Source organism: Enterobacter sp. PL_is379 (assembly GCF_055817355.1).
The window spans coordinates 340,425-359,392 of the sequence record NZ_JBVPGT010000033.1; the positions used below are offsets into that span (position 1 = coordinate 340,425).

Annotated in this window: 14 protein-coding genes; 5 read left to right on the forward strand and 9 right to left on the reverse strand. The window is 57.1% G+C overall.

What is annotated here, in order from left to right:
- The first annotated feature begins 130 nt into the window (after positions 1 to 130).
- From AC0TOY_RS22985 to AC0TOY_RS22995, 3 genes are all read left to right on the forward strand, one after another.
- On the forward strand, positions 131 to 2,842 hold the full coding sequence (locus AC0TOY_RS22985) for a glycosyl hydrolase family 18 protein (RefSeq protein ID WP_473722632.1): 2,712 nt from the start codon (positions 131 to 133) through the stop codon (positions 2,840 to 2,842).
- Positions 2,843 to 2,948: 106 nt separating this feature from the next.
- Entirely contained in the window at positions 2,949 to 3,389 is a 441-nt protein-coding gene (gene iagB / locus AC0TOY_RS22990) for a type III secretion system invasion protein IagB (RefSeq protein WP_024907827.1), read from the forward strand.
- A gap of 133 nt (positions 3,390 to 3,522) precedes the next feature.
- Positions 3,523 to 5,355 (forward strand): chitinase, encoded by a 1,833-nt coding sequence (locus AC0TOY_RS22995; RefSeq protein WP_420277978.1) that lies wholly within the window; start codon positions 3,523 to 3,525, stop codon positions 5,353 to 5,355.
- Positions 5,356 to 5,473: 118 nt separating this feature from the next.
- On the opposite strand, the gene AC0TOY_RS23000 is transcribed toward AC0TOY_RS22995, so the two are convergent.
- The 4 genes from AC0TOY_RS23000 to poxB form a co-directional block, all read right to left on the reverse strand.
- Positions 5,474 to 6,487, reverse strand: a complete 1,014-nt coding sequence (locus tag AC0TOY_RS23000) for an NAD-dependent epimerase/dehydratase family protein (RefSeq protein WP_024907825.1) — start codon at positions 6,485 to 6,487, stop codon at positions 5,474 to 5,476.
- A gap of 92 nt (positions 6,488 to 6,579) precedes the next feature.
- Complete coding sequence (locus tag AC0TOY_RS23005; protein WP_473722633.1) at positions 6,580 to 8,016, reverse strand: SDR family oxidoreductase; 1,437 nt, start codon at positions 8,014 to 8,016, stop codon at positions 6,580 to 6,582.
- Positions 8,017 to 8,026: 10 nt separating this feature from the next.
- Positions 8,027 to 9,028 (reverse strand): low-specificity L-threonine aldolase, encoded by a 1,002-nt coding sequence (gene ltaE, locus AC0TOY_RS23010; protein ID WP_048990963.1) that lies wholly within the window; start codon positions 9,026 to 9,028, stop codon positions 8,027 to 8,029.
- Positions 9,029 to 9,066: 38 nt separating this feature from the next.
- Entirely contained in the window at positions 9,067 to 10,785 is a 1,719-nt protein-coding gene (gene poxB, locus AC0TOY_RS23015) for a ubiquinone-dependent pyruvate dehydrogenase (RefSeq protein WP_248163744.1), read from the reverse strand.
- Positions 10,786 to 10,936: 151 nt separating this feature from the next.
- On the opposite strand from poxB, the gene AC0TOY_RS23020 reads away from it, so the two are divergent.
- Entirely contained in the window at positions 10,937 to 11,371 is a 435-nt protein-coding gene (locus tag AC0TOY_RS23020) for a DoxX family protein (protein WP_032649236.1), read from the forward strand.
- A gap of 59 nt (positions 11,372 to 11,430) precedes the next feature.
- On the opposite strand, the gene hcr is transcribed toward AC0TOY_RS23020, so the two are convergent.
- The 4 genes from hcr to aqpZ all read right to left on the reverse strand — a co-directional run bounded on the left by hcr (position 11,431) and on the right by aqpZ (position 15,973).
- Positions 11,431 to 12,399: an NADH oxidoreductase gene (hcr, locus tag AC0TOY_RS23025; RefSeq protein ID WP_473722635.1), complete on the reverse strand. Its 969-nt coding sequence runs from the start codon at positions 12,397 to 12,399 to the stop codon at positions 11,431 to 11,433.
- A 10-nt stretch (positions 12,400 to 12,409) separates the two neighbouring features.
- Entirely contained in the window at positions 12,410 to 14,062 is a 1,653-nt protein-coding gene (gene hcp, locus AC0TOY_RS23030) for a hydroxylamine reductase (protein WP_473722636.1), read from the reverse strand.
- 144 nt (positions 14,063 to 14,206) lie between these two features.
- A complete protein-coding gene (locus AC0TOY_RS23035) occupies positions 14,207 to 15,106 on the reverse strand; it encodes a LysO family transporter (protein ID WP_024907818.1) in 900 nt (299 codons plus the stop codon).
- A gap of 171 nt (positions 15,107 to 15,277) precedes the next feature.
- The gene (gene aqpZ / locus AC0TOY_RS23040; RefSeq protein WP_023335104.1) at positions 15,278 to 15,973 is read right to left on the reverse strand and encodes an aquaporin Z; all 696 of its coding nucleotides are present in this window, start codon (positions 15,971 to 15,973) and stop codon (positions 15,278 to 15,280) included.
- A 291-nt stretch (positions 15,974 to 16,264) separates the two neighbouring features.
- Here aqpZ and AC0TOY_RS23045 point away from each other — a divergent pair, with 291 nt between their 5' ends.
- Positions 16,265 to 17,923: an ATP-dependent endonuclease gene (locus AC0TOY_RS23045; RefSeq protein WP_024907817.1), complete on the forward strand. Its 1,659-nt coding sequence runs from the start codon at positions 16,265 to 16,267 to the stop codon at positions 17,921 to 17,923.
- On the opposite strand, the gene AC0TOY_RS23050 is transcribed toward AC0TOY_RS23045, so the two are convergent.
- Complete coding sequence (locus tag AC0TOY_RS23050) at positions 17,920 to 18,876, reverse strand: VirK/YbjX family protein (RefSeq protein ID WP_148769492.1); 957 nt, start codon at positions 18,874 to 18,876, stop codon at positions 17,920 to 17,922. The genes AC0TOY_RS23045 and AC0TOY_RS23050 overlap by 4 nt on opposite strands.
- Positions 18,877 to 18,968 lie beyond the last annotated feature (92 nt).

The following is an 18,968-nucleotide window of genomic DNA, read 5'->3' on the forward strand; positions in this document are numbered from 1 at the left end:
TACAACGCAGAAAAATATTTTCTTGTCACGGTTGTAAGGTCAGTTAAATACGCATTATGCAAATAGATTCCATGCTCTCAAGGAAGACATGGATTATTAACGTCACGAATAAATTTATCAGGAAATAAAAATGAAATTTATGAAGCCTAAATATCTGGCGCTCTTCATTGCGGCGGCATCCGGCTCCGCATTTGCAGCAGCACCGGGTACACCGACTATCAGCAGCGGCAATGATAAATTTGCGCTGGTAGAGGTAGACCAGGCGGCTCAGGACTACAACAGCCTTGTCAAAGTGCATAAAGATGGCGTGGATGTGAAAGTTGAGTGGAATGTCTGGAGTGGCGCTGCGCCAACGTCTGCAAAGGTTCTGCTTGATGGCACCCCTGTCTGGACCGGGGCCGGTAGCGCTTCCGGCTCCGCGACGTTTAAAGTGAAAAAAGGTGGCCGTTACCAGGAACAGGTTGAGTTGTGTAACGCCAGCGGCTGTACCAAAAGTGCCAGCAAGCTGATTATTGTGGCGGACACCGACGGCAGCCATCTGCTGCCGCTGAATACAACCATGAAAGAGAACAATAAAACCTTCTCTGAGCATACCGATAAGGTCGTCGGGGCCTATTTCCCTGAGTGGGGCGTATACGGCCGTAACTTCCCGGTTGATAAAATCCCTGCCGCTAACCTGAACCACATCCTCTACGGCTTTATTCCAATCTGCGGTGGCGATGGCATCAACGATGGTCTGAAAACCGTTGAAGGTGGTAACAGCTTCGCCGTATTGCAGCGTGATTGTGCAGGCCGCCCGGACTATACTGTGGCTATCCACGATCCGTGGGCTGCCCTGCAAAAACCGCAGGCTGGCGTGTCTGGATGGGATGACCCCTACAAAGGGAACTTCGGCCAGCTGATGGCGCTGAAAAAAGCGCATCCCGGCCTGAAAGTCCTGCCATCCATCGGTGGCTGGACCTTGTCCGATCCGTTCTTCCACATGGGCGATCCTGCGATCCGCGCTCGCTTTGTATCGTCTGTAAAAGATTTCCTGCAAACCTGGAAGTTCTTTGACGGTGTGGATATCGACTGGGAATTCCCAGGCGGCGGCGGTGTGAGTGAAAACCTCGGTAATCCGCAGCAGGATAAAGCGACCTACACTGCGCTGATGCACGATCTCCGTGCGATGCTCAATGAACTGTCAAGCGAAACGGGCCGTTCCTACGAGCTGACCAGCGCCATTGGCGCCGGTAAAGATAAAGTTGAGGATGTGGATTACACCACCGCTCAGCAGTATCTCGATCACATCTTCCTGATGAGCTATGACTTCTACGGCGGCTGGAGCAACACCGACCTGGGCCACCAGGCCGCACTGCGCGCACCGTCATGGCGACCAGATACCAACTACACCACCGAAAACGGCGTGAATGCGCTGCTTCAGCAGGGTGTACAGCCAGGTAAGATCGTCGTGGGTACAGGTATGTATGGCCGTGGCTGGACCGGCGTGCACGGCTACACCGGCGATAATCCATTCACCGGTACTGCAACCGGCATGGTGAAAGGCACCTGGGAACCGGGTGTTGTCGACTATCGCCAGATCGTAAATGAGTACAAAGGCAAGCCGGGTTGGGAGTATGGCTACGACGCGACTGCAGAAGCGCCTTACGTCTTCAACAAATCAACGGGCGATCTGATCTCCTATGAAGATGCCCACTCCGCGGCCGCGAAAGGCAAATACGTCCTGGCCAACAAACTGGGTGGTCTGTTCTCCTGGTCTATTGATGCTGACAACGGCGATATCCTGAACGCGATGAACGAAAGCCTGCTGGGCAGCACTACCCCGGTTGATCCGGTGGTGACTAACCATGCGCCAATCGCGTCATCTTCCGATCAGAACGTCTCAGGCCCGGCAACCGTTACGCTGGATGGCTCTGCCTCTACCGACCCGGATGGCGATGCTATCACCTACAAGTGGACCCAGATTTCTGGTCCATCGGTGACCCTCACCAACAGCACCAAAGCCAAAGCGACCTTCAACGTTGCGGCCGTGACCAGCGACCAGACCCTGGCGTTCCGCCTGACGGTAACGGATGCGAAAGGCCTGAGCAACGCAATTGATGTGCAGGTCGTGAACAAAGCGCCAAAAGCGAACCAGGCGCCGGTAGTCAATCAGATGGAAGCGGTAACGCTGCAGGCGGGTGAAACCTATGCTCTGCATGCCCAGGCGGCGGATCCTGACGGCGACGCGCTGACCTACGCCTGGAGCATTCCGGCGGATATGCACGCAACCGGAACCGATAGCGCGAACGTGACCATCACTGCGCCAGAGGTGACTTCAACGTCTACTTACACGCTGAGCGTCGTTGTCGGTGATGGTAAAACCAGCGTGCAGTCTAACGTGCAGGTTACCGTGAATCCGAAACCGGCTGAGGTTACGCCGCCAGCTGATGACGTGATCCCACCTGCTGACGAGGTTACCCCTCCGTCTGATGAGGTGACTCCGCCATCTGATGAAGGCACTGCAACCGGTAGCTGCGACGCGCCTGTCGATGCTAACGCCAGCAAATATGCCGCGTGGGATGCCAGCAAAATCTACAACAATGGCGATACCGTAAGCTTCGACCATCTGGTGTGGAAAGCGAAGTACTGGACCCAGGGCAACCAGCCTGGCTTCGGTGTGGATGCCTGGGAGCTGGTCAGCAATGTGAAGATGAACTGGCGTTCTGACCTGGTCTACAACGGCGGCGAAACCACAACCTATCAGGGCAACGTTTACCGTGCCAAATGGTGGACCCGCGGTGATAACCCGGCTAAGAGCGATGTATGGGTGAAAGAAGGCCCATCAACAGACTGCAAATAATATAGCCCAGTAATCACTCACCACCCTTTTGGGGTGGTGAGTGATTCAAAATTCATTTTACAGGATGTTGCTAAGGAGAAATCACTGACGCTTACAGCAGGTAAACATGAAAAAGGTAATGTTGTTGTTATTGATAATAAGCCAAAGCGCGCTGGCAAACTGTTGGGATAAAGCGGCGCATTATTATCATGTCGATCCGTACTTATTATATGCCATCGCCAACGTTGAATCCGGCATGAACCCTTACGCGGTTGGTCAAAACCATGACGGCACGCGTGATGTCGGGCTAATGCAAATTAACAGCTCCCATTTTGCGCAGCTTGAGAGCAGGGGGATCGATGAATACCGGCTGATGACCGAGCCCTGTACCTCCATCATGGTCGGCGCTTCCATCCTGTCCGGGATGATTAAGGTTTATGGCTATAACTGGGAGGCGGTAGGCGCGTATAACGCCGGGTTAAAAAAAGAGAATTATCCGCAACGCATGAAATATGCCCATAAAGTCTGGGCGAAATATCAGCAATTGAAATTAGCGGCACGTTATTAAGGTTTTTTATTTTTGAAGAATTCCCGAGGGTGTTCTTCGAAAAGTGAAAACAGCTGTCTGTGGTTTATTTATTAACGGATTAATACATAAGCCGGGATTTTATAATTTAACTTCTATTAACAGGAATACAGAAATGAACAAAAGGACGTTACTGAGTGTACTCGTTGCCGGCGCATGCGTCGCCCCGTTTATGGTGCAGGCTGCCTCGCTGCAAGCAACCCCCAGTGAGCCGTACACCATGAAAGCCAGCGATCTGGCGAAGAAGGAAAAAGAACTGACCAGCTTCCCGCTGATGGCCTCCGTAAAAGAGACTATTCAGACGCTGGACAATGCTCAGGTAGAAATGATTGAGCCAGGCCGCGCGGCGAACCCTGCAAACGTGAAGCGCGTAGAAGGGATCGTCAAGGCCAGCGACTGGGAATATCTCTTCCCACTGCGCGCGCAGGCGTACACCTACAGCAACTTCCTGAAGGCGGTAGGTAAATTCCCGGCGCTGTGTAAGACCTATAACGACGGTCGCGACAGCGACGCCATCTGTCGTAAAGAGCTGGCTACCATGTTTGCCCACTTTGCCCAGGAAACCGGCGGCCACGAGAGCTGGCGTCCGGAGGCCGAATGGCGTCAGGCGCTGGTTCACGTGCGTGAAATGGGCTGGAGCGAAGGCCAGAAGGGCGGCTATAACGGCGAATGTAACCCTGACGTCTGGCAGGGGCAGACCTGGCCGTGCGGGAAAGATAAAGACGGCGACTTCCTGAGCTACTTCGGTCGCGGTGCGAAGCAGCTGTCCTACAACTACAACTACGGTCCGTTCTCTGAGGCGATGTACGGCGACGTGCGTACCCTACTCGAAAAACCTGAGCTGGTGGCGGACACCTGGCTGAACCTGGCGAGCGCGATCTTCTTCTTCGCCTACCCGCAGCCGCCAAAACCAAGCATGCTGCAGGTTATCGACGGCACCTGGCAGCCGAACGCTCACGATAAAGCCAACGGTCTGGTCCCTGGCTTCGGCGTGACCACCCAGATCATCAACGGCGGCGTTGAGTGCGGCGGCCCAACTGAAATTGCCCAGTCGCAAAACCGTATCAAGTACTACAAAGAGTTCGCGAACTACCTGAAAGTGCCCGTTCCGGCGAACGAAGTGCTGGGCTGCGCTAACATGAAGCAGTTCGATGAAGGCGGTGCTGGTGCCCTGAAGATTTACTGGGAACAGGACTGGGGATGGAGCGCGGATACCCCAACTGGCCAGACCTACTCCTGCCAGCTGGTGGGCTACCAGACGCCGTTCAGCGCCTTTAAAGAGGGTGACTACAGCAAGTGCGTGCAGAAGTTCTTTAACGTCAACATCGTGAACGACGATGGCTCTGCCACCACCCCGGACGAAACCCCGGTGACGCCAGCGCCGACGCCAGCAGAAGATGAAACGCCGGCTCCAGCGCCAGCGCCGACGCCGGATGAAACCCCGGCTGAGCCGGTGGCGGTGAACCACGCCCCGGTCGCGCATATTGCGGGTCCAGTCGGCGCCGTTGAAGCCGGTGCGCAGGTCTCTCTGAGCGCGGAAGGCTCCACAGACGCCGACGGTAACAAGCTGACCTACACCTGGCGTTCACAGGATGGTCAGACCGTGACCGGTCAGGACAAAGCGGTTGTGACCTTCAGGGCGCCAGAATCCGCCACTGCACAGCAGATTGAAGTGAGTCTGACCGTTAGCGATGGCGAACTGAGCAGCACCACCTCTTACCTTCTGAACGTGAAGGCGAAAGCGGCACCGTCTCAGGACGAAGGCACTTCCGGCTCTTACGTCGCGTGGAGCGCGAACAGCAAGTACAAGGCAGGTGATATCGTGAACAACCACGGTAAACTGTTCCAGTGCAAACCGTTCCCGTACAGCGGCTGGTGTAACAACGCCCCGGCATACTACGAGCCAGGCGCAGGTCTGGCATGGGCTGATGCCTGGACGGCACTGTAAAAGCAAACGGCAACCGAAAGGTTGCCGTTTTAGTGTTTGCTCTTTCCCCTCACCCTAACCCTCTCCTCAAAGGGGCGAGGGGACAGTACGGTGCGGAAGTCGCCACCGGGCAAAAAGGCTAGCGATGAAGCTTCCCGTGATCCCGCAGCCACGCCGCGGTGCGCATAATCCCTTCATCCAGCGTCACAACCGGTTTATACCCCAGCTCATTCTCCGCCCGCGAAATATCCAGCGTGAAGTCAAAGTTGAGTTTAGAGACGCCGTAATGCGTCAGCGCAGGCTCTTTGGCCGATTTACTGCCAAAACGCTCCATGCTGCGGGCAATCATATCCAGCATCGGGTAGGGCACGGAACGGATACGGCAGTCGATCTGCAGTTCGTCGATCAGCCGCTGCACAATGCTGCGCAGCGTGCACGGTTCGCCGTTAGTGATGTTGTAGGCGCGACCGGAGATCAGCTTATCGCAGTCCGGCTGGCTTGCCAGCCACATAGCGTGAACGGCGTTTTCGTAATAGGTCATATCCACCAGCGCATCGCCGCCGCGCGGCAGCAGCACGCTGCCGTAGTGGTGCATCATCTGCGCCAGACGCGGAATAAACACCTTGTCGTGCGGCCCGAACAGGCTCTGCGGACGCAGGACCGTAAAGCGGGTATGCGGGTTTGACTGCGCCAGCAGGTCAATCACCTCTTCGCTGGCCGCCTTGCTGCGGGCAAATTCACAGGCAAAGCGAGCAGGGCGGAAATCTTCCTGCACGTCACGATGGTGGTGATAGTCGAAATAGAGTGACGGTGACGAGATATGAATAAAGTTACGCACGCCCCAGGCAACGGCCCATTCACCCAGACGACGGGTGGCGCGCACGTTGGCGAGATCGAAGGCTTCCTGGGTCCCCCACGGGGAGGTAAAACTGGAACAGTGCCATAGCGTGTCGATACCGGCGAGCATCACCTTTGCCTGAGAGGAGACCAGCTCCGTCAGGTCAGCATGGACGAACTCTGCGCCCATTTTTTGCAGCAGTTTACCCATCGCTTCGTTGCGACCGGTAGCCCTGACGCTGATGCCTTTATTGCGCAGAAATTCGACCGCATTTCGGCCTAAGCCGCTGGTCGCCCCGGTAACCAGTACCTTCATAGCTATCCACTGTGTTGAAAAGAATTTCGTGCGCATTCTTTCGTGAATTACGGCGCTATGCAATGGGAAAGGTGAAAGAAAGAGAGTTTTATTTATATCTTTTCCGTCTTTTGTTCTGCCCGTTGCGCAATGCGTTTCGCCATTCCGCGGAAGATAAACAGGTGGGCAGGGATCATCAACAGCCAGTAGAACAGCCCCGGCATTCCGTGCGGATGCCACCAGGCGCGGACGTCCAGCTCACGGTGATCGCCTTTGTCTTTCAGGGTAAAGCAGAGTCGGCCTAGCCCCGGGGCCTTCATACCGAACAGCAGCGCCAGCTGTTTTTCCGGCTCGACGATGATCACCTTCCAGCTGTCAACCGCATCGCCCACCTCAAGATACGGGCGTGCCGGGCGGCCTTTTGCCAGCCTGTGCCCCACCAGCAGATCCATTGCCCCGCGCGTTTGCCAGAGGAGATTACCGAAGAAATAACCGTCTTTGCCGCCAATCTGGTTCACGACCTCCCACAGCGCGGCCAGACTGGCGCGGGTTTTCACCGTGCAGCCCGCCTGTTTCGGGTAATAGCCATACTCCGGGCGCCAGCGGGCAAACGCCTGGGCGTCGTAGCCCCAGTCGCTGGAGTTCACCAGCTGCTCTTCCTCTTTCAGCGTATTACGCACGGCATCGTCAAAGCGGATCAGGTCCTGGGGTATGAGTGCCCGCAGCGCGCGATCGTCCGCCAGCAGATCGTGCTTAAGCCCCTGGATCAGCGCTTTGGCGGTCGTCGGCGGCACGGAGGTGATCACATTCAAAAACCACACCGAGATCCAGCGGGTTGGAAAGGGGATGGGGATCAGCCAGCGGCGGCGGCCGCTGACGCGCATGAAATGTTCGAACTGCTCCTGATAGCTCAGGACTTCAGGCCCGGCGGCCTCCAGCACGCGGTGCTGGTCGGTTGGGTGATCCAGCAATGCCACCAGATAATGCAGCAGGTTCTCCAGCGCAATCGGCGTGGTGCGAGAACGGACCCAGCGCGGCGGCGTGAGCACCGGCAGGTTATACACCATATCACGCATCACTTCGAAGGCGGCGGAGCCTGCGCCGACGATAATTCCGGCGCGCAGTTCGGTGACGGGAATAGCAGCGCCGCGCAGGGTTTCAGCCGTCAGCTGGCGGGCGCGCAGGTGATCGGATTGCTCATGTTCGGGCGCCTGGAGCGAGCTGAGAAAAATCACCTGCTTTACCGGGGTTTGCAGCAGGGCATCGCGGACGTTCATCGCCACCTGACGCTCGTGGGCGATAAAATCCCCGCCTTCGCCCATGCTGTGCACCAGATAGTAAAGCGTGTCGACCCCTTCCAGCAGCGAGGGAAGCTCCTTCGGCCAGTTGAGATCAACGTTGTGGCAGGTGACGCCAGGTAAACTGAGCTTTTGCAGGCGCTCCGTGTTGCGTGCCGCTGCCAGCACCCGGTGTCCCTGCTGGCTTAGCGCCGCGGTGAGGTGCTGACCGATATATCCGCTGGCGCCGAGCACCAGAATGCGTTGCGGCACGTGATGCTCCTTATCGCTGTAAAAACGCCTGCCAGTGTTTCACCACGTCCGCCAGCTGCTCGCGGCTGACGTCAAGATGCATGACCAGACGCACGACGGGTGAGGCGTTGATCAGCACGCCACGGGCTTTCATAAATTCACCCAGCGCAGCGGCGCGATCCTCGCCCACGCGGACGAACAGCATGTTGGTGTCGTGGCGCATCACGTCGGCGCCAATCTCGCGCAGCTGAGCCGCCATCCACGCGGCGTTGTCGTGATCGTCCTTCAGGCGCGCCACGTTGTTTTTCAGGGCATACAGCCCCGCTGCCGCCAGAATACCCGCCTGACGCATGCCGCCGCCGGTCATTTTGCGCCAGCGGTTCGCGCGTTTGATGTAGTCCGCATTGCCCACCAGCAGGGAACCCACTGGCGTGCCCAGCCCTTTAGAGAGGCAGATGGTGAACGAGTCGCAGTATTGCGTAATCTCTTTCAGCTCGCAGCCGTACGCCACCACGGCGTTGAAGATGCGCGCGCCGTCCACGTGCAGGCCGAGCCTGCGCTCGCGGGTAAACTCCCATGCGGCTTTCAGGTATTCGCGCGGCAGCACTTTGCCGTTGTGGGTGTTTTCAAGGCTGAGCAGCCGGGTGCGGGCGAAGTGAATATCGTCGGCTTTGATTTTCGCCGCGACCTTATCGAGCGGCAGGGTGCCGTCCGGCGCGGCGTCAATCGGCTGCGGCTGAATGCTGCCGAGCACCGCGGCACCGCCGGCTTCGTAGAGGTAGTTATGCGCGCCCTGGCCCACAATGTACTCTTCACCGCGCTCGCAGTGGCTGAGCAGCGCCACGAGGTTAGCCTGCGTACCGGTGGGCAGGAACAGGGCGGCCTCTTTTCCGCTGAGCTCTGCGGCATAGCGCTGCAGTTCGTTTACCGTCGGATCGTCACCGTAGACGTCGTCCCCGACCGGGGCGGCCATCATCTCTTCGAGCATGGCGCGGCTCGGGCGGGTTACGGTATCACTGCGTAAATCGATCATGGCATGTCCTTATTATTAAAAAGGCGATGCCAGATGTTTTACCTGAGCCAGTTGGTTTTTGCCAGTTCGATCACCTCGTCACCGCGCCCGCTGATGATCGCGCGCAGCATATAGAGGCTAAAGCCTTTGGCCTGCTCAAGCTTGATCTGCGGCGGGATCGCCAGCTCCTCTTTGGCGACGACGACATCCACCAGCACCGGACCGTCGATGGAAAAGGCGCGCTGCAGGGCTTCATCCACCTCGGAGGCTTTCTCCACGCGGATACCGGTGATACCGCAGGCCTCGGCGATGCGGGCAAAGTTGGTGTCGTGCAACTCGGTGCCGTCCGTCAGATATCCGCCAGCCTTCATCTCCATCGCCACGAAGCCCAGCACGCTGTTGTTGAAGACCACAATTTTCAGCGGGAGCTTCATCTGCACCACCGACAGGAAATCCCCCATCAGCATGCTGAACCCGCCGTCGCCGCACATCGCCACTACCTGACGCTCCGGCGCCGTTGCTTTTGCGCCCAGCGCCTGCGGCATGGCGTTTGCCATCGAGCCGTGGTTGAACGAGCCGAGCAGGCGGCGCTTGCCGTTCATCTTCAGATAGCGAGCGGCCCAGACGGTTGGCGTGCCCACGTCGCAGGTAAAGATGGCATCGTCGTCCGCGAAATGGCTGATCTGCTGCGCCAGATACTGCGGGTGAATGGCTTTGTCGCTCGGTTTGGCGAGATCGTCCAGCCCCTTGCGCGCATCGCGATAGTCACTTAGCGCTTTATCGAGGAACTTGCGATCGGTTTTCTCTTCCAGCAGCGGCAGCAGGGCGGCAAGGGTGGATTTGATGTCGCCCACCAGCGCCATATCGACCTTGCTGTGCGCGCCGATGCTGGCCGGGTTGATATCAATCTGGATGATTTTCGCATCCGTCGGGTAGAACGCGCGGTACGGGAACTGGGTGCCGAGCAGGATCAGCGTGTCGGCGTTCATCATGGTGTGGAAGCCGCTGGAGAAACCGATCAGACCGGTCATCCCCACATCGTAAGGGTTGTCGTACTCGACGTGCTCTTTGCCGCGCAGGGCGTGGACAATCGGGGATTTCAGCTTACCGGCAAATTCAAGCAGCTCCTTGTGCGCCCCCGCGCAGCCGCTGCCGCACATCAGGGCGATATTGCTGGAGTACCGCAGCAGCTGCGCCAGCTTTTTCAGCTCTTCTTCCGCAGGCGTTACCACGGGCTGCGGGGCGTGATACCAGTGGGTGCTGGCCCCTTCCGGCGCGGCCCTGAGGGCCACATCGCCCGGGATAACGACCACCGAAACGCCGCGGTTCAGCACGGCCTTGCGCATGGCGATAGCCAGCACCTGCGGGATCTGCTCCGGGGATGAAACCAGCTCGCAATAGTGGCTGCATTCACGGAACAGCTCCTGCGGATGCGTCTCCTGAAAATAGCCGCTGCCGATTTCGGAAGAGGGGATATGGGCGGCAATCGCCAGCACCGGCACGTGGTTACGGTGACAGTCGAACAGCCCGTTGATCAGATGCAGGTTACCCGGCCCGCACGATCCGGCACACACGGCCAGTTCTCCCGTGAGCTGTGCTTCAGCGCCTGCGGCGAAGGCGGCAACCTCTTCATGGCGGGTGGGCATCCATTCGATGGTCTTCATCTTGTTGAGGCTGTCGCTAAGTCCGTTCAGGGAATCGCCGGTTACGCCCCAGATACGTTTCACGCCAGCCTGTTCGAGCGTTTTCGCAATATATGCAGCCACGGTTTGTTTCATGGTTGTCCGTCTCCTTTTTGTGATATCGCTTACAAGCTTAGAAGAAAGTCTCCGTATTGCCCGTCATCTCCCCCTAATTAAAAGGTGCTTTTCACGCGCAATTATTCGGCATAATCTGGCAATACCTCGGTGAAAACAGGAATCATTTCAAATGGTTAAATCATTGTTAATTGCTGTTAATGAAAAGCTATCGTGCGACGATCTTGGCAAACTCTTGTTACGACTTGCCGTCGGCGGACTGATGCTTTTTCACGGTCTGCACAAGCTGTTTGGCGGCGTGGGCTTTATCAGCGGCATGCTGGTGGAAAAAGGGCTGCCGGGATTTATCGCCTACGGCGTGTTGATTGGCGAAGTGGTGGCGCCGATCCTGATTATTGTCGGGCTCTTTACGCGCCCGGCCGCGCTGGTGCTGGCGTTTACGATGATCGTAGCGTGGCTGATGGTGGGAATGGGGGAAACGCTCGCCCTCGATAAGGTAGGCGCATGGGCGATTGAAAGCCTGGTGTACTTCTTTATCGGCTCGCTGGCTGTCGCGTTTTTAGGGGCAGGGCGCTTTGCGGTAGGGAAAGGTCCGGCGTGGCGGTGAGGATAACAAAAGCCCGGTGGCGCTGACGCTTACCGGGCCTACGATCTAACATTTAACGTTTATGCGAGGACGAGATTGCCCTGTGGATGGCACGAACATGCCAGCACGTAACCTTCGGCAATTTCCGCGTCGGACAGCGTCATGGTGCTGGTGACGGTATACTCTCCCGAAACCACCTTCGTCTTACAGCAGCCGCACACGCCCGCACGGCAGGCAGCCACTACCGGCACCTTATTGCTTTCCAGCGCCTCCAGCAGCGTGGTCCCCACGCGGCCAAAGAAGGTCTGCGCAGGCTGAAGTTTGGTGAACTTAACGCCGCTGGTTGCCGCTTCCGCCACCGGCGTGAAGAACTGCTCTTTGAAGAAGCGGGTCACGCCAAGCGCTTTCATCTCTTTTTCCACGCTATCCATGTACGGCGCCGGGCCGCAGGTCATCACGGTGCGGTTCGCCATATCCGGCACGCTTTGCAGCAGCTCGCGGCTCAGGCGACCGGGCACAAAGCCGTGGGTCGCGTTGTGCTCAGCCACCAGCGTCACCGGATAATTCCGCCACTCATCGGCAAAAATCACATCTTCCGGAGAGCGCACGCTGAAGATCGCCTGCACGTCTGCCTGCGGGCGGTTCTTCGCCAGCCAGCGGCGCATCGACATAATCGGCGTTACGCCACAGCCCGCAGCCAGCAGCAGGAATTTATCGTCTGCTTTGTCGTCACAGGTGAATTCCCCCTGTGCGTCAGACAGCCAGATATAATCCCCGCGCTTCACGTCCCGCGTCAGCCACTGCGAGCCCGCGCCGTCATCAATACGGCGGACGGTAAGCGTGATGTACTCGCTCACGCCCGGCGTGGAAGAAAGGGTGTAGGCGCGCAGGGTGTCTGCCGAATGGCGAACGCTAACCAGCGCATATTGACCTGCACGGTACGGATAGTAGTCATGGCACAGCAGCGACAGCGTCCACACATCCGGCGTCTCCTGATGGATGTGATGAACCTGCATCCGCCACGGACATTGTGGGGTTGGCATGGTCATGAGTTACTCCTTACGCGCTCAGCAGCTGCTTCATATCATCTTCAACGTTGGTCACGGAACGCAGACCGAATTTCTCGTTCAGCACCGCCAGCAGGTCCGGCGTCAGGAAGCCAGGCGCGGTCGGGCCGGTCACGATGTTGGTCACGCCGAGAGAGAGCAGGGTCAGCAGGATGACAATCGCCTTCTGCTCAAACCATGAGAGCACCAGCGACAGCGGTAGGTCGTTCACGCCGCAGCCCAGTTTCTCCGCCAGCGTGACCGCCAGAATGATGGCCGAGTAAGCATCGTTACACTGGCCCGCATCGATCAGGCGCGGCAGGCCTTCGATGTCGCCGAAGTCCAGCTTGTTGAAACGGTATTTGCCGCACGCCAGGGTCAGGATCAGGCAGTCTTCCGGCACGCGGGTGGCGAAATCGGTGAAGTAGTTACGCTCGCCGCGCGCGCCGTCGCAGCCGCCAACGAGGAAGATGTGGCGCAGCTTTTCACGGCTGACGAGGTCGATCAGCGAATCAGCGGCACCCAGCAGGGTTTCACGACCAAAGCCGACGGTGATCAGGTGCGGGATCTCGCTGTACGGGAAGCCCGCCATCTGCTGCGCCTGGGCGATAACCGGACCGAAATCGTCGCCTTCGAGGTGGCTCACGCCCGGCCAGCCGACGATGCTGCGGGTCCAGATGCGGTCGTCATACGCGCCGACGGTAGGGTCGATGATGCAGTTAGAGGTCATCACGATAGGGCCCGGGAAGCGGGCAAACTCCACCTGCTGGTTCTGCCAGCCGCTGCCGTAGTTACCGATCAGATGCTTAAATTTACGCAGCTCCGGGTAGCCGTGCGCCGGGAGCATTTCGCCGTGGGTATAGACGTTAACGCCGGTGCCTTCGGTTTGCTTCAGCAGATTGTAGAGATCTTTCAGGTCGTGGCCGGAAATCAGGATGCACTTGCCTTCGGTCGCTTTAACGTTGACCTGCGTCGGCGTCGGGTGGCCGTAGGTGCTGGTTTCACCGGCATCCAGAATGCTCATCACGCGGAAGTTCATCTGGCCGATTTCCATTGAGCACTCAAGCAGGGCATTCATATTAGCAGGCCAGGTGCCCAGCCACGCCATGATTTTGTGGTACTGGGCGTAGATGTCGTTGTCGTACTGACCGAGCACGTGCGCGTGTTCCATATAGGCCGCCGCGCCCTTCAGGCCGTACAGGCACAGCAGGCGCAGGCCGAGAATGTTCTCGCCAATCGCCGCCTTGTCTTTATTCGGGGTGAATTCTGCCGCCTGACGCTGGAGGTCGCCCAGATCGTCGCTGACCAGCTGAAGTTCTGACATCGGGTTTTCCACGCGGGCGCTGGCGTCCGCCTTCAGACACTGTGCTTTCAGCGTTTCACGCAGGGCAATCGCTTCGCGGGCATAGCCGACAATGCGCGGAGAGTCGAAGTTAACGTTGGTCAGCGTGGAGAAGAAGGCGCGCGGGGCGAAGCTGTCGACGTAGTGGTCGACAATACCGTATTCACGGGCCTTGAACGCCCAGGCGGAAAGGCCTTGCAGGGCCGCAATCAGCAGGTCCTGCAGGTCAGATGTTTCTGCGGTTTTGCCGCACATACCCTGTGCGTAAGAGCAGCCATTGCCTGCCGGGGTACGGATGGTTTGTTCACATTGCACACAAAACATAATCACACCTGTTAAAGTTATATTTGATATACATGTTTAAGGTTATGCTTGTGCCAGAACGGTGAAAAGGGCTTTCTGCTACAAAATAGAGGGAGATTGATTTAGCGCAATTTTGGCGGCAGGAAACCTACCGCCAAAGAAGTATCAGGCAGAGAAGAAGGCCATCAGGACCGGAACCAGCAGGCTTAAAATAAAGCCGTGCACGATGGCGGCGGGCACCATCTCCAGCCCCCCGGAGCGCTGTAGTACCGGCAGGGTAAAGTCCATCGACGTTGCGCCGCACAGGCCCAGCGCGGTAGAACGACTGCGGCGAACCAGGCTTGGGATCAGCATGATGGCAATCAGCTCTCGCGCCAGATCGTTAAAGAAGGCGGCGCTGCCGATCACCGGGCCGAATGATTCGGTCAGCAGAATACCGGAGAGGGAGTACCAGCCAAAACCTGACGCCATCGCCAGGCCGGTTTTCAGCGGCAGATCGAGAATAAAGGCGTTAATGACGCCCGCGACCATTGAACTGGCGACAACAATCACGGCAACCATCATTCCCCGACGGTTGAGGACAATTTGCTTCAGGGTCATGCCATTATTTCGCAGCTGAATACCGATCAGGAACAGCAGGAAGATAAGCGTATATTCGCTGGCCTCTGTCGCGTGCTGTAAAAATGCCCAACCGGTCAGTCCAAGAAGAAAACCGAGCACCACGACGCCGCACAGTTTTAATGATTCCAGCGCCATGGCAATTCGTGAAGGGAGTTTTTCCTGATGATGGTGATTTTTCCATGGAATAGTGCGTTCCAGCCACAGCAGCGCGGCAATATTGCACAGTAAAATAACCACCACGGTGACGACAGAATAATGGAGGATGGAGAGTAAATTCGCCGACAGGTTATCCAGGAATGCCAGGCTTATCCCCATGAAGAAAAGAATGACGTAAACAATCCAGCTGAGAAAACGGTTGATAAGCCGTAATGCAGATTCCTGATGCAGCGGGATAAGGTAGCCCACAATCAGGGGCAGCAGAATAATGAGGAGTCCTGAAAACATGAACAGCCGGTCCTTTTGAGTATCTGTTGAGCGCCAGAGACACTACCCAATAAAGGCTGTCAGGTAAAGGAGCAATAAAAAAGCCGGGTGGCGGCTACGCCTTACCCGGCCTATAAAGTGGACTCTAACGTAGGTCGGGTAAGCGTTAGCGCCACCCGACACCGCGCTCGATTAATCGCGTTTTTCCAGCAGGGTGCGGTACAGCACGCCGCCCAGGATACCGCCGATAATTGGCATCACCCAGAACAGCCACAGCTGTTGAAGCGCCCAGCCGCCCTGGAAGATGGCGACGGCGGTGCTGCGTGCCGGGTTAACGGAGGTGTTGGTGACCGGAATTGAAATCAGATGGATAAGCGTCAACGCCAGGCCAATCGCAATCGGGGCAAAACCGGCTGGCGCGTGTTTGTCCGTTGCGCCGTGGATCACCAGCAGGAAGCCGGCGGTCAGCACAATTTCAATCACGATGGCAGACAGCATGGAGTAACCGCCCGGAGAGTGTTCGCCGAAGCCGTTAGAGGCAAAGCCGCTGGCCGCCGCGTCGAACCCGGCTTTACCGCTGGCAATCACGTACAGAACGCCAGCTGCAATAATACCGCCAACCACCTGCGCCACAATGTAGCCAATCACGTCTTTTGCCGGGAAACGGCCGCCTGCCCATAAACCTAATGTCACTGCCGGGTTAAAATGACCGCCGGAAATATGTCCCACGGCAAACGCCATGGTTAATACGGTTAAACCAAACGCCAGCGCGACGCCGACAAAACCAATACCCAATTCCGGGAATGCTGCTGCCAGAACGGCGCTACCGCAGCCACCAAATACCAGCCAGAATGTACCAAAGCATTCTGCCGCTAATTTTCTAAACATAACCACCTCAAAATAATTATCCGCACGCTTTCCCGCGCGCGGGATATATCGTCATAAAGGGATGACGACTCAAAGAGTCTCTATTCTAAAAAATAACAACACCCCTTCGCCACTTAAATAAATTCTGTTGGTTTGATTTTAGGCAATGCGATGTCAATCCTTGTTCAAATTAGCGGTAAATAGAGCATAGACTAATTCTCGCAAGGGTGAACGTTGTGCTGTCGTGACAGAACGCCTCCCGCTATACTGCTGATAACTTGAAGGAAAAAGTGATCATTTGTCGGGGGATTTATGCTTCTCGAACGTGTGGAAATTGTCGGGTTTCGTGGTATTAACCGTCTGTCGCTGCAGCTGGAGCAGAACAACGTCCTGATCGGCGAGAACGCGTGGGGTAAGTCCAGCCTGCTGGATGCGCTGACATTACTGCTTTCGCCCGAAGACGATCTGTATCACTTTGTTCGCGACGATTTCTGGTTCCCGCCCGGCGACGTGACGGGGCGCGAGAAGCACCTGCATATCATCCTGACATTCCGCGAATCCGAGCCCGGACGTCATCGCGTGCGTCGCTTCCGCCCGCTGTCACCCTGCTGGGTGCCGTGTGATGACGGTTTCCACCGGATTTTCTATCGGCTGGAAGGGGAGATGGCGGAGAACGAGGGGGTACTCACCCTGCGTGATTTTCTCGATGAGAAAGCCAACCCGATCCCGCTTGAGAATATCGACGATTTGGCCCGCCACCTGATTCGCCTGACGCCGGTGTTACGCCTGCGCGATGCGCGTTTTATGCGGCGTATTCGTAACGGTACCGTACCCAATATGCCGGACGTGGAAGTCACCGCCCGCGAGCTGGATTTTCTGGCAAGAGAGCTGGTGTCGCGTCCGCAGAATCTGACCGATGGTCAAATCCGTCAGGGGTTGTCCGCAATGGTGCAACTCCTGGAGCACTATTTTTCCGAGCAGGGAACCTCTGAGTCGCGTCATCGTCTGATGCGCCGCCGTTCTCATGATGAGCAGCGCAGCTGGCGTTACCTCGACATCATTAACCGAATGATCGACCGGCCCGGCGGTCGTACCCATCGGGTGATTTTGCTGGGGCTGTTTTCAACGCTTCTGCAGGCCAAAGGCACCGTTCGTCTTGACCGGGACGCCCGGCCTCTGCTGCTGGTGGAAGACCCGGAAACGCGGCTGCATCCCATCATGCTCTCCGTAGCATGGCATCTGCTGAATCTCCTGCCGCTCCAGCGCATTACGACCACCAATTCCGGTGAATTATTATCGCTGACGCCGGTAGAACACGTCTGCCGTCTGGTCCGTGAGTCCTCCCGCGTCTCCGCTTTCCGGCTTGGTCCGGGTGGTTTGAACGCGGAAGACGGGCGGCGCATCGCGTTTCATATTCGCTTTAACCGCGCGTCGTCGCTCTTTGCCCGCTGCTGGCTGCTGGTGGAGGGGGAAACGGAAACGTGGGTTATCAACGAACTGGCGCGCCAGTGCGGCCACCATTTTGATGCGGAAGGCATTAAGGTGATTGAATTCGCCCAGTCGGGACTAAAGCCGCTGATAAAATTTGCTCGCCGGATGGGGATCGAGTGGCACGTTCTGGTCGACGGTGATGAGGCGGGCAAAAAATATGCCTCGACCGTACGCAGCCTGCTGAATAACGAGCGTGAGGAAGAGCGCGACCATTTAACCATGCTCCCTGCGATGGACATGGAACACTTTATGTACCGTCAGGGGTTCGATGACGTCTTCCACCGCATTGCCATGGTGCCGGTCGATGTCCCGATGAACATGCGGCGCGTGATCGCCAAAGCCATTCATCGTTCGTCAAAACCGGATTTAGCCATTGAAGTGGCGACGGAAGCGGGAAGGCGGGGCGTAGAGGCGGTACCGACCCTGCTGCGGAAGATGTTTTCCCGCGTGCTGTGGCTGGCACGCGGGAAAGCGGATTAGCGTTGGGCCGCCTGTTTCACCTGCTGAATCAGGCTATCCAGCAGCTCGTAGCGGCGGCGATATTCGGAGCGTTTTTTGCTGGCGATCTCTTCCATCGGTTTACGCGGCATGACGAGCGGCAGCATAAAGTTACCGTTATCCTGTTTTTCACCGCCGATGGAGATCCAGAAACTGTCGTAATCGGCCAACAGCTTCCCCTCTTTTTTCTTGCGGTAGCGCCAGCTGCGATAAATATGGGTATCGTTACTGACGGCGATAATCTGTTCTACCGGGAAGGCGGTGCCGAGGGTCATGGCGGCCTCGACCAACAGACGTTTCGGGAACAGACCATGGCAGGCTTTCGTCGCACCCTGGATCAGCTCATGGGGAACATGCGCTTTTGCCCCTTGCAAACCGCCAATGAACAGCGTCGATTTTCCCTCAAACTGGCACAGGGTGAAGGTCATCTCGGCCAGCACCGTATTCTGATGGTCGCAGAAGGCGAGGGTGGCTTCCCCTTCTTTATCCAGAAACGCATCGGCGCACAGACGGACGGTAAATTGCTGTTCATCTTTGCCGGTTAAGGTCAGCAGGGTGAAGCCCTTCTTCGAAAAATAACCCGTTAGCAGCGTCACCGGAAGCTGGCGGCTCATCGTCTGATAGTGCCAGTTGAGGGATTCCAGCGCATGCTGTCGATCCATATTCACCGTCAACCAGGGACGATGCAACCGACACGGTAGCCCTGGTTGTACCTGCAGCATCTGCATCAGACGTGGTTGTTTTGCAAGACTTGTTAACAGGCGCGCAGTGCTAATGGGTGTCGCCAGTGAACGTAACATGAATTTACGTCGATAGGCGGGGTTTTGCCACGCCAGTCCTGGTTTGAGCTTACCGAAAGCCAGATTTTTGAAGAGCTGCCAGCCAGATTTAGGCTGAGGCAAGTTTGAAAAAGGTGTATCGACGATGGAAGACATGATAGATCCTGCTTCTTGATGAAGATCTCCATTTCAGCAGGCGAACGTTCAACGTCTCGTAAACAAATTGTGACGATTTCAAGAAGAAGGGG

Bases quoted from the DNA above. Each gene is read 5' to 3' on its own strand.
- AC0TOY_RS22985 (WP_473722632.1), top strand. From the start codon at position 131: ATGAAATTTATGAAGCCTAAATATCTGGCGCTCTTCATTGCGGCGGCA.
- iagB (WP_024907827.1), top strand. From the start codon at position 2,949: ATGAAAAAGGTAATGTTGTTGTTATTGATAATAAGCCAAAGCGCGCTG.
- AC0TOY_RS22995 (WP_420277978.1), top strand. From the start codon at position 3,523: ATGAACAAAAGGACGTTACTGAGTGTACTCGTTGCCGGCGCATGCGTC.
- AC0TOY_RS23000 (WP_024907825.1), bottom strand. From the start codon at position 6,487: ATGAAGGTACTGGTTACCGGGGCGACCAGCGGCTTAGGCCGAAATGCG.
- ltaE (WP_048990963.1), bottom strand. From the start codon at position 9,028: ATGATCGATTTACGCAGTGATACCGTAACCCGCCCGAGCCGCGCCATG.
- poxB (WP_248163744.1), bottom strand. From the start codon at position 10,785: ATGAAACAAACCGTGGCTGCATATATTGCGAAAACGCTCGAACAGGCT.
- AC0TOY_RS23020 (WP_032649236.1), top strand. From the start codon at position 10,937: ATGGTTAAATCATTGTTAATTGCTGTTAATGAAAAGCTATCGTGCGAC.
- hcr (WP_473722635.1), bottom strand. From the start codon at position 12,399: ATGACCATGCCAACCCCACAATGTCCGTGGCGGATGCAGGTTCATCAC.
- hcp (WP_473722636.1), bottom strand. From the start codon at position 14,062: ATGTTTTGTGTGCAATGTGAACAAACCATCCGTACCCCGGCAGGCAAT.
- AC0TOY_RS23035 (WP_024907818.1), bottom strand. From the start codon at position 15,106: ATGTTTTCAGGACTCCTCATTATTCTGCTGCCCCTGATTGTGGGCTAC.
- aqpZ (WP_023335104.1), bottom strand. From the start codon at position 15,973: ATGTTTAGAAAATTAGCGGCAGAATGCTTTGGTACATTCTGGCTGGTA.
- AC0TOY_RS23045 (WP_024907817.1), top strand. From the start codon at position 16,265: ATGCTTCTCGAACGTGTGGAAATTGTCGGGTTTCGTGGTATTAACCGT.
- AC0TOY_RS23050 (WP_148769492.1), bottom strand. From the start codon at position 18,876: ATGTCTTCCATCGTCGATACACCTTTTTCAAACTTGCCTCAGCCTAAA.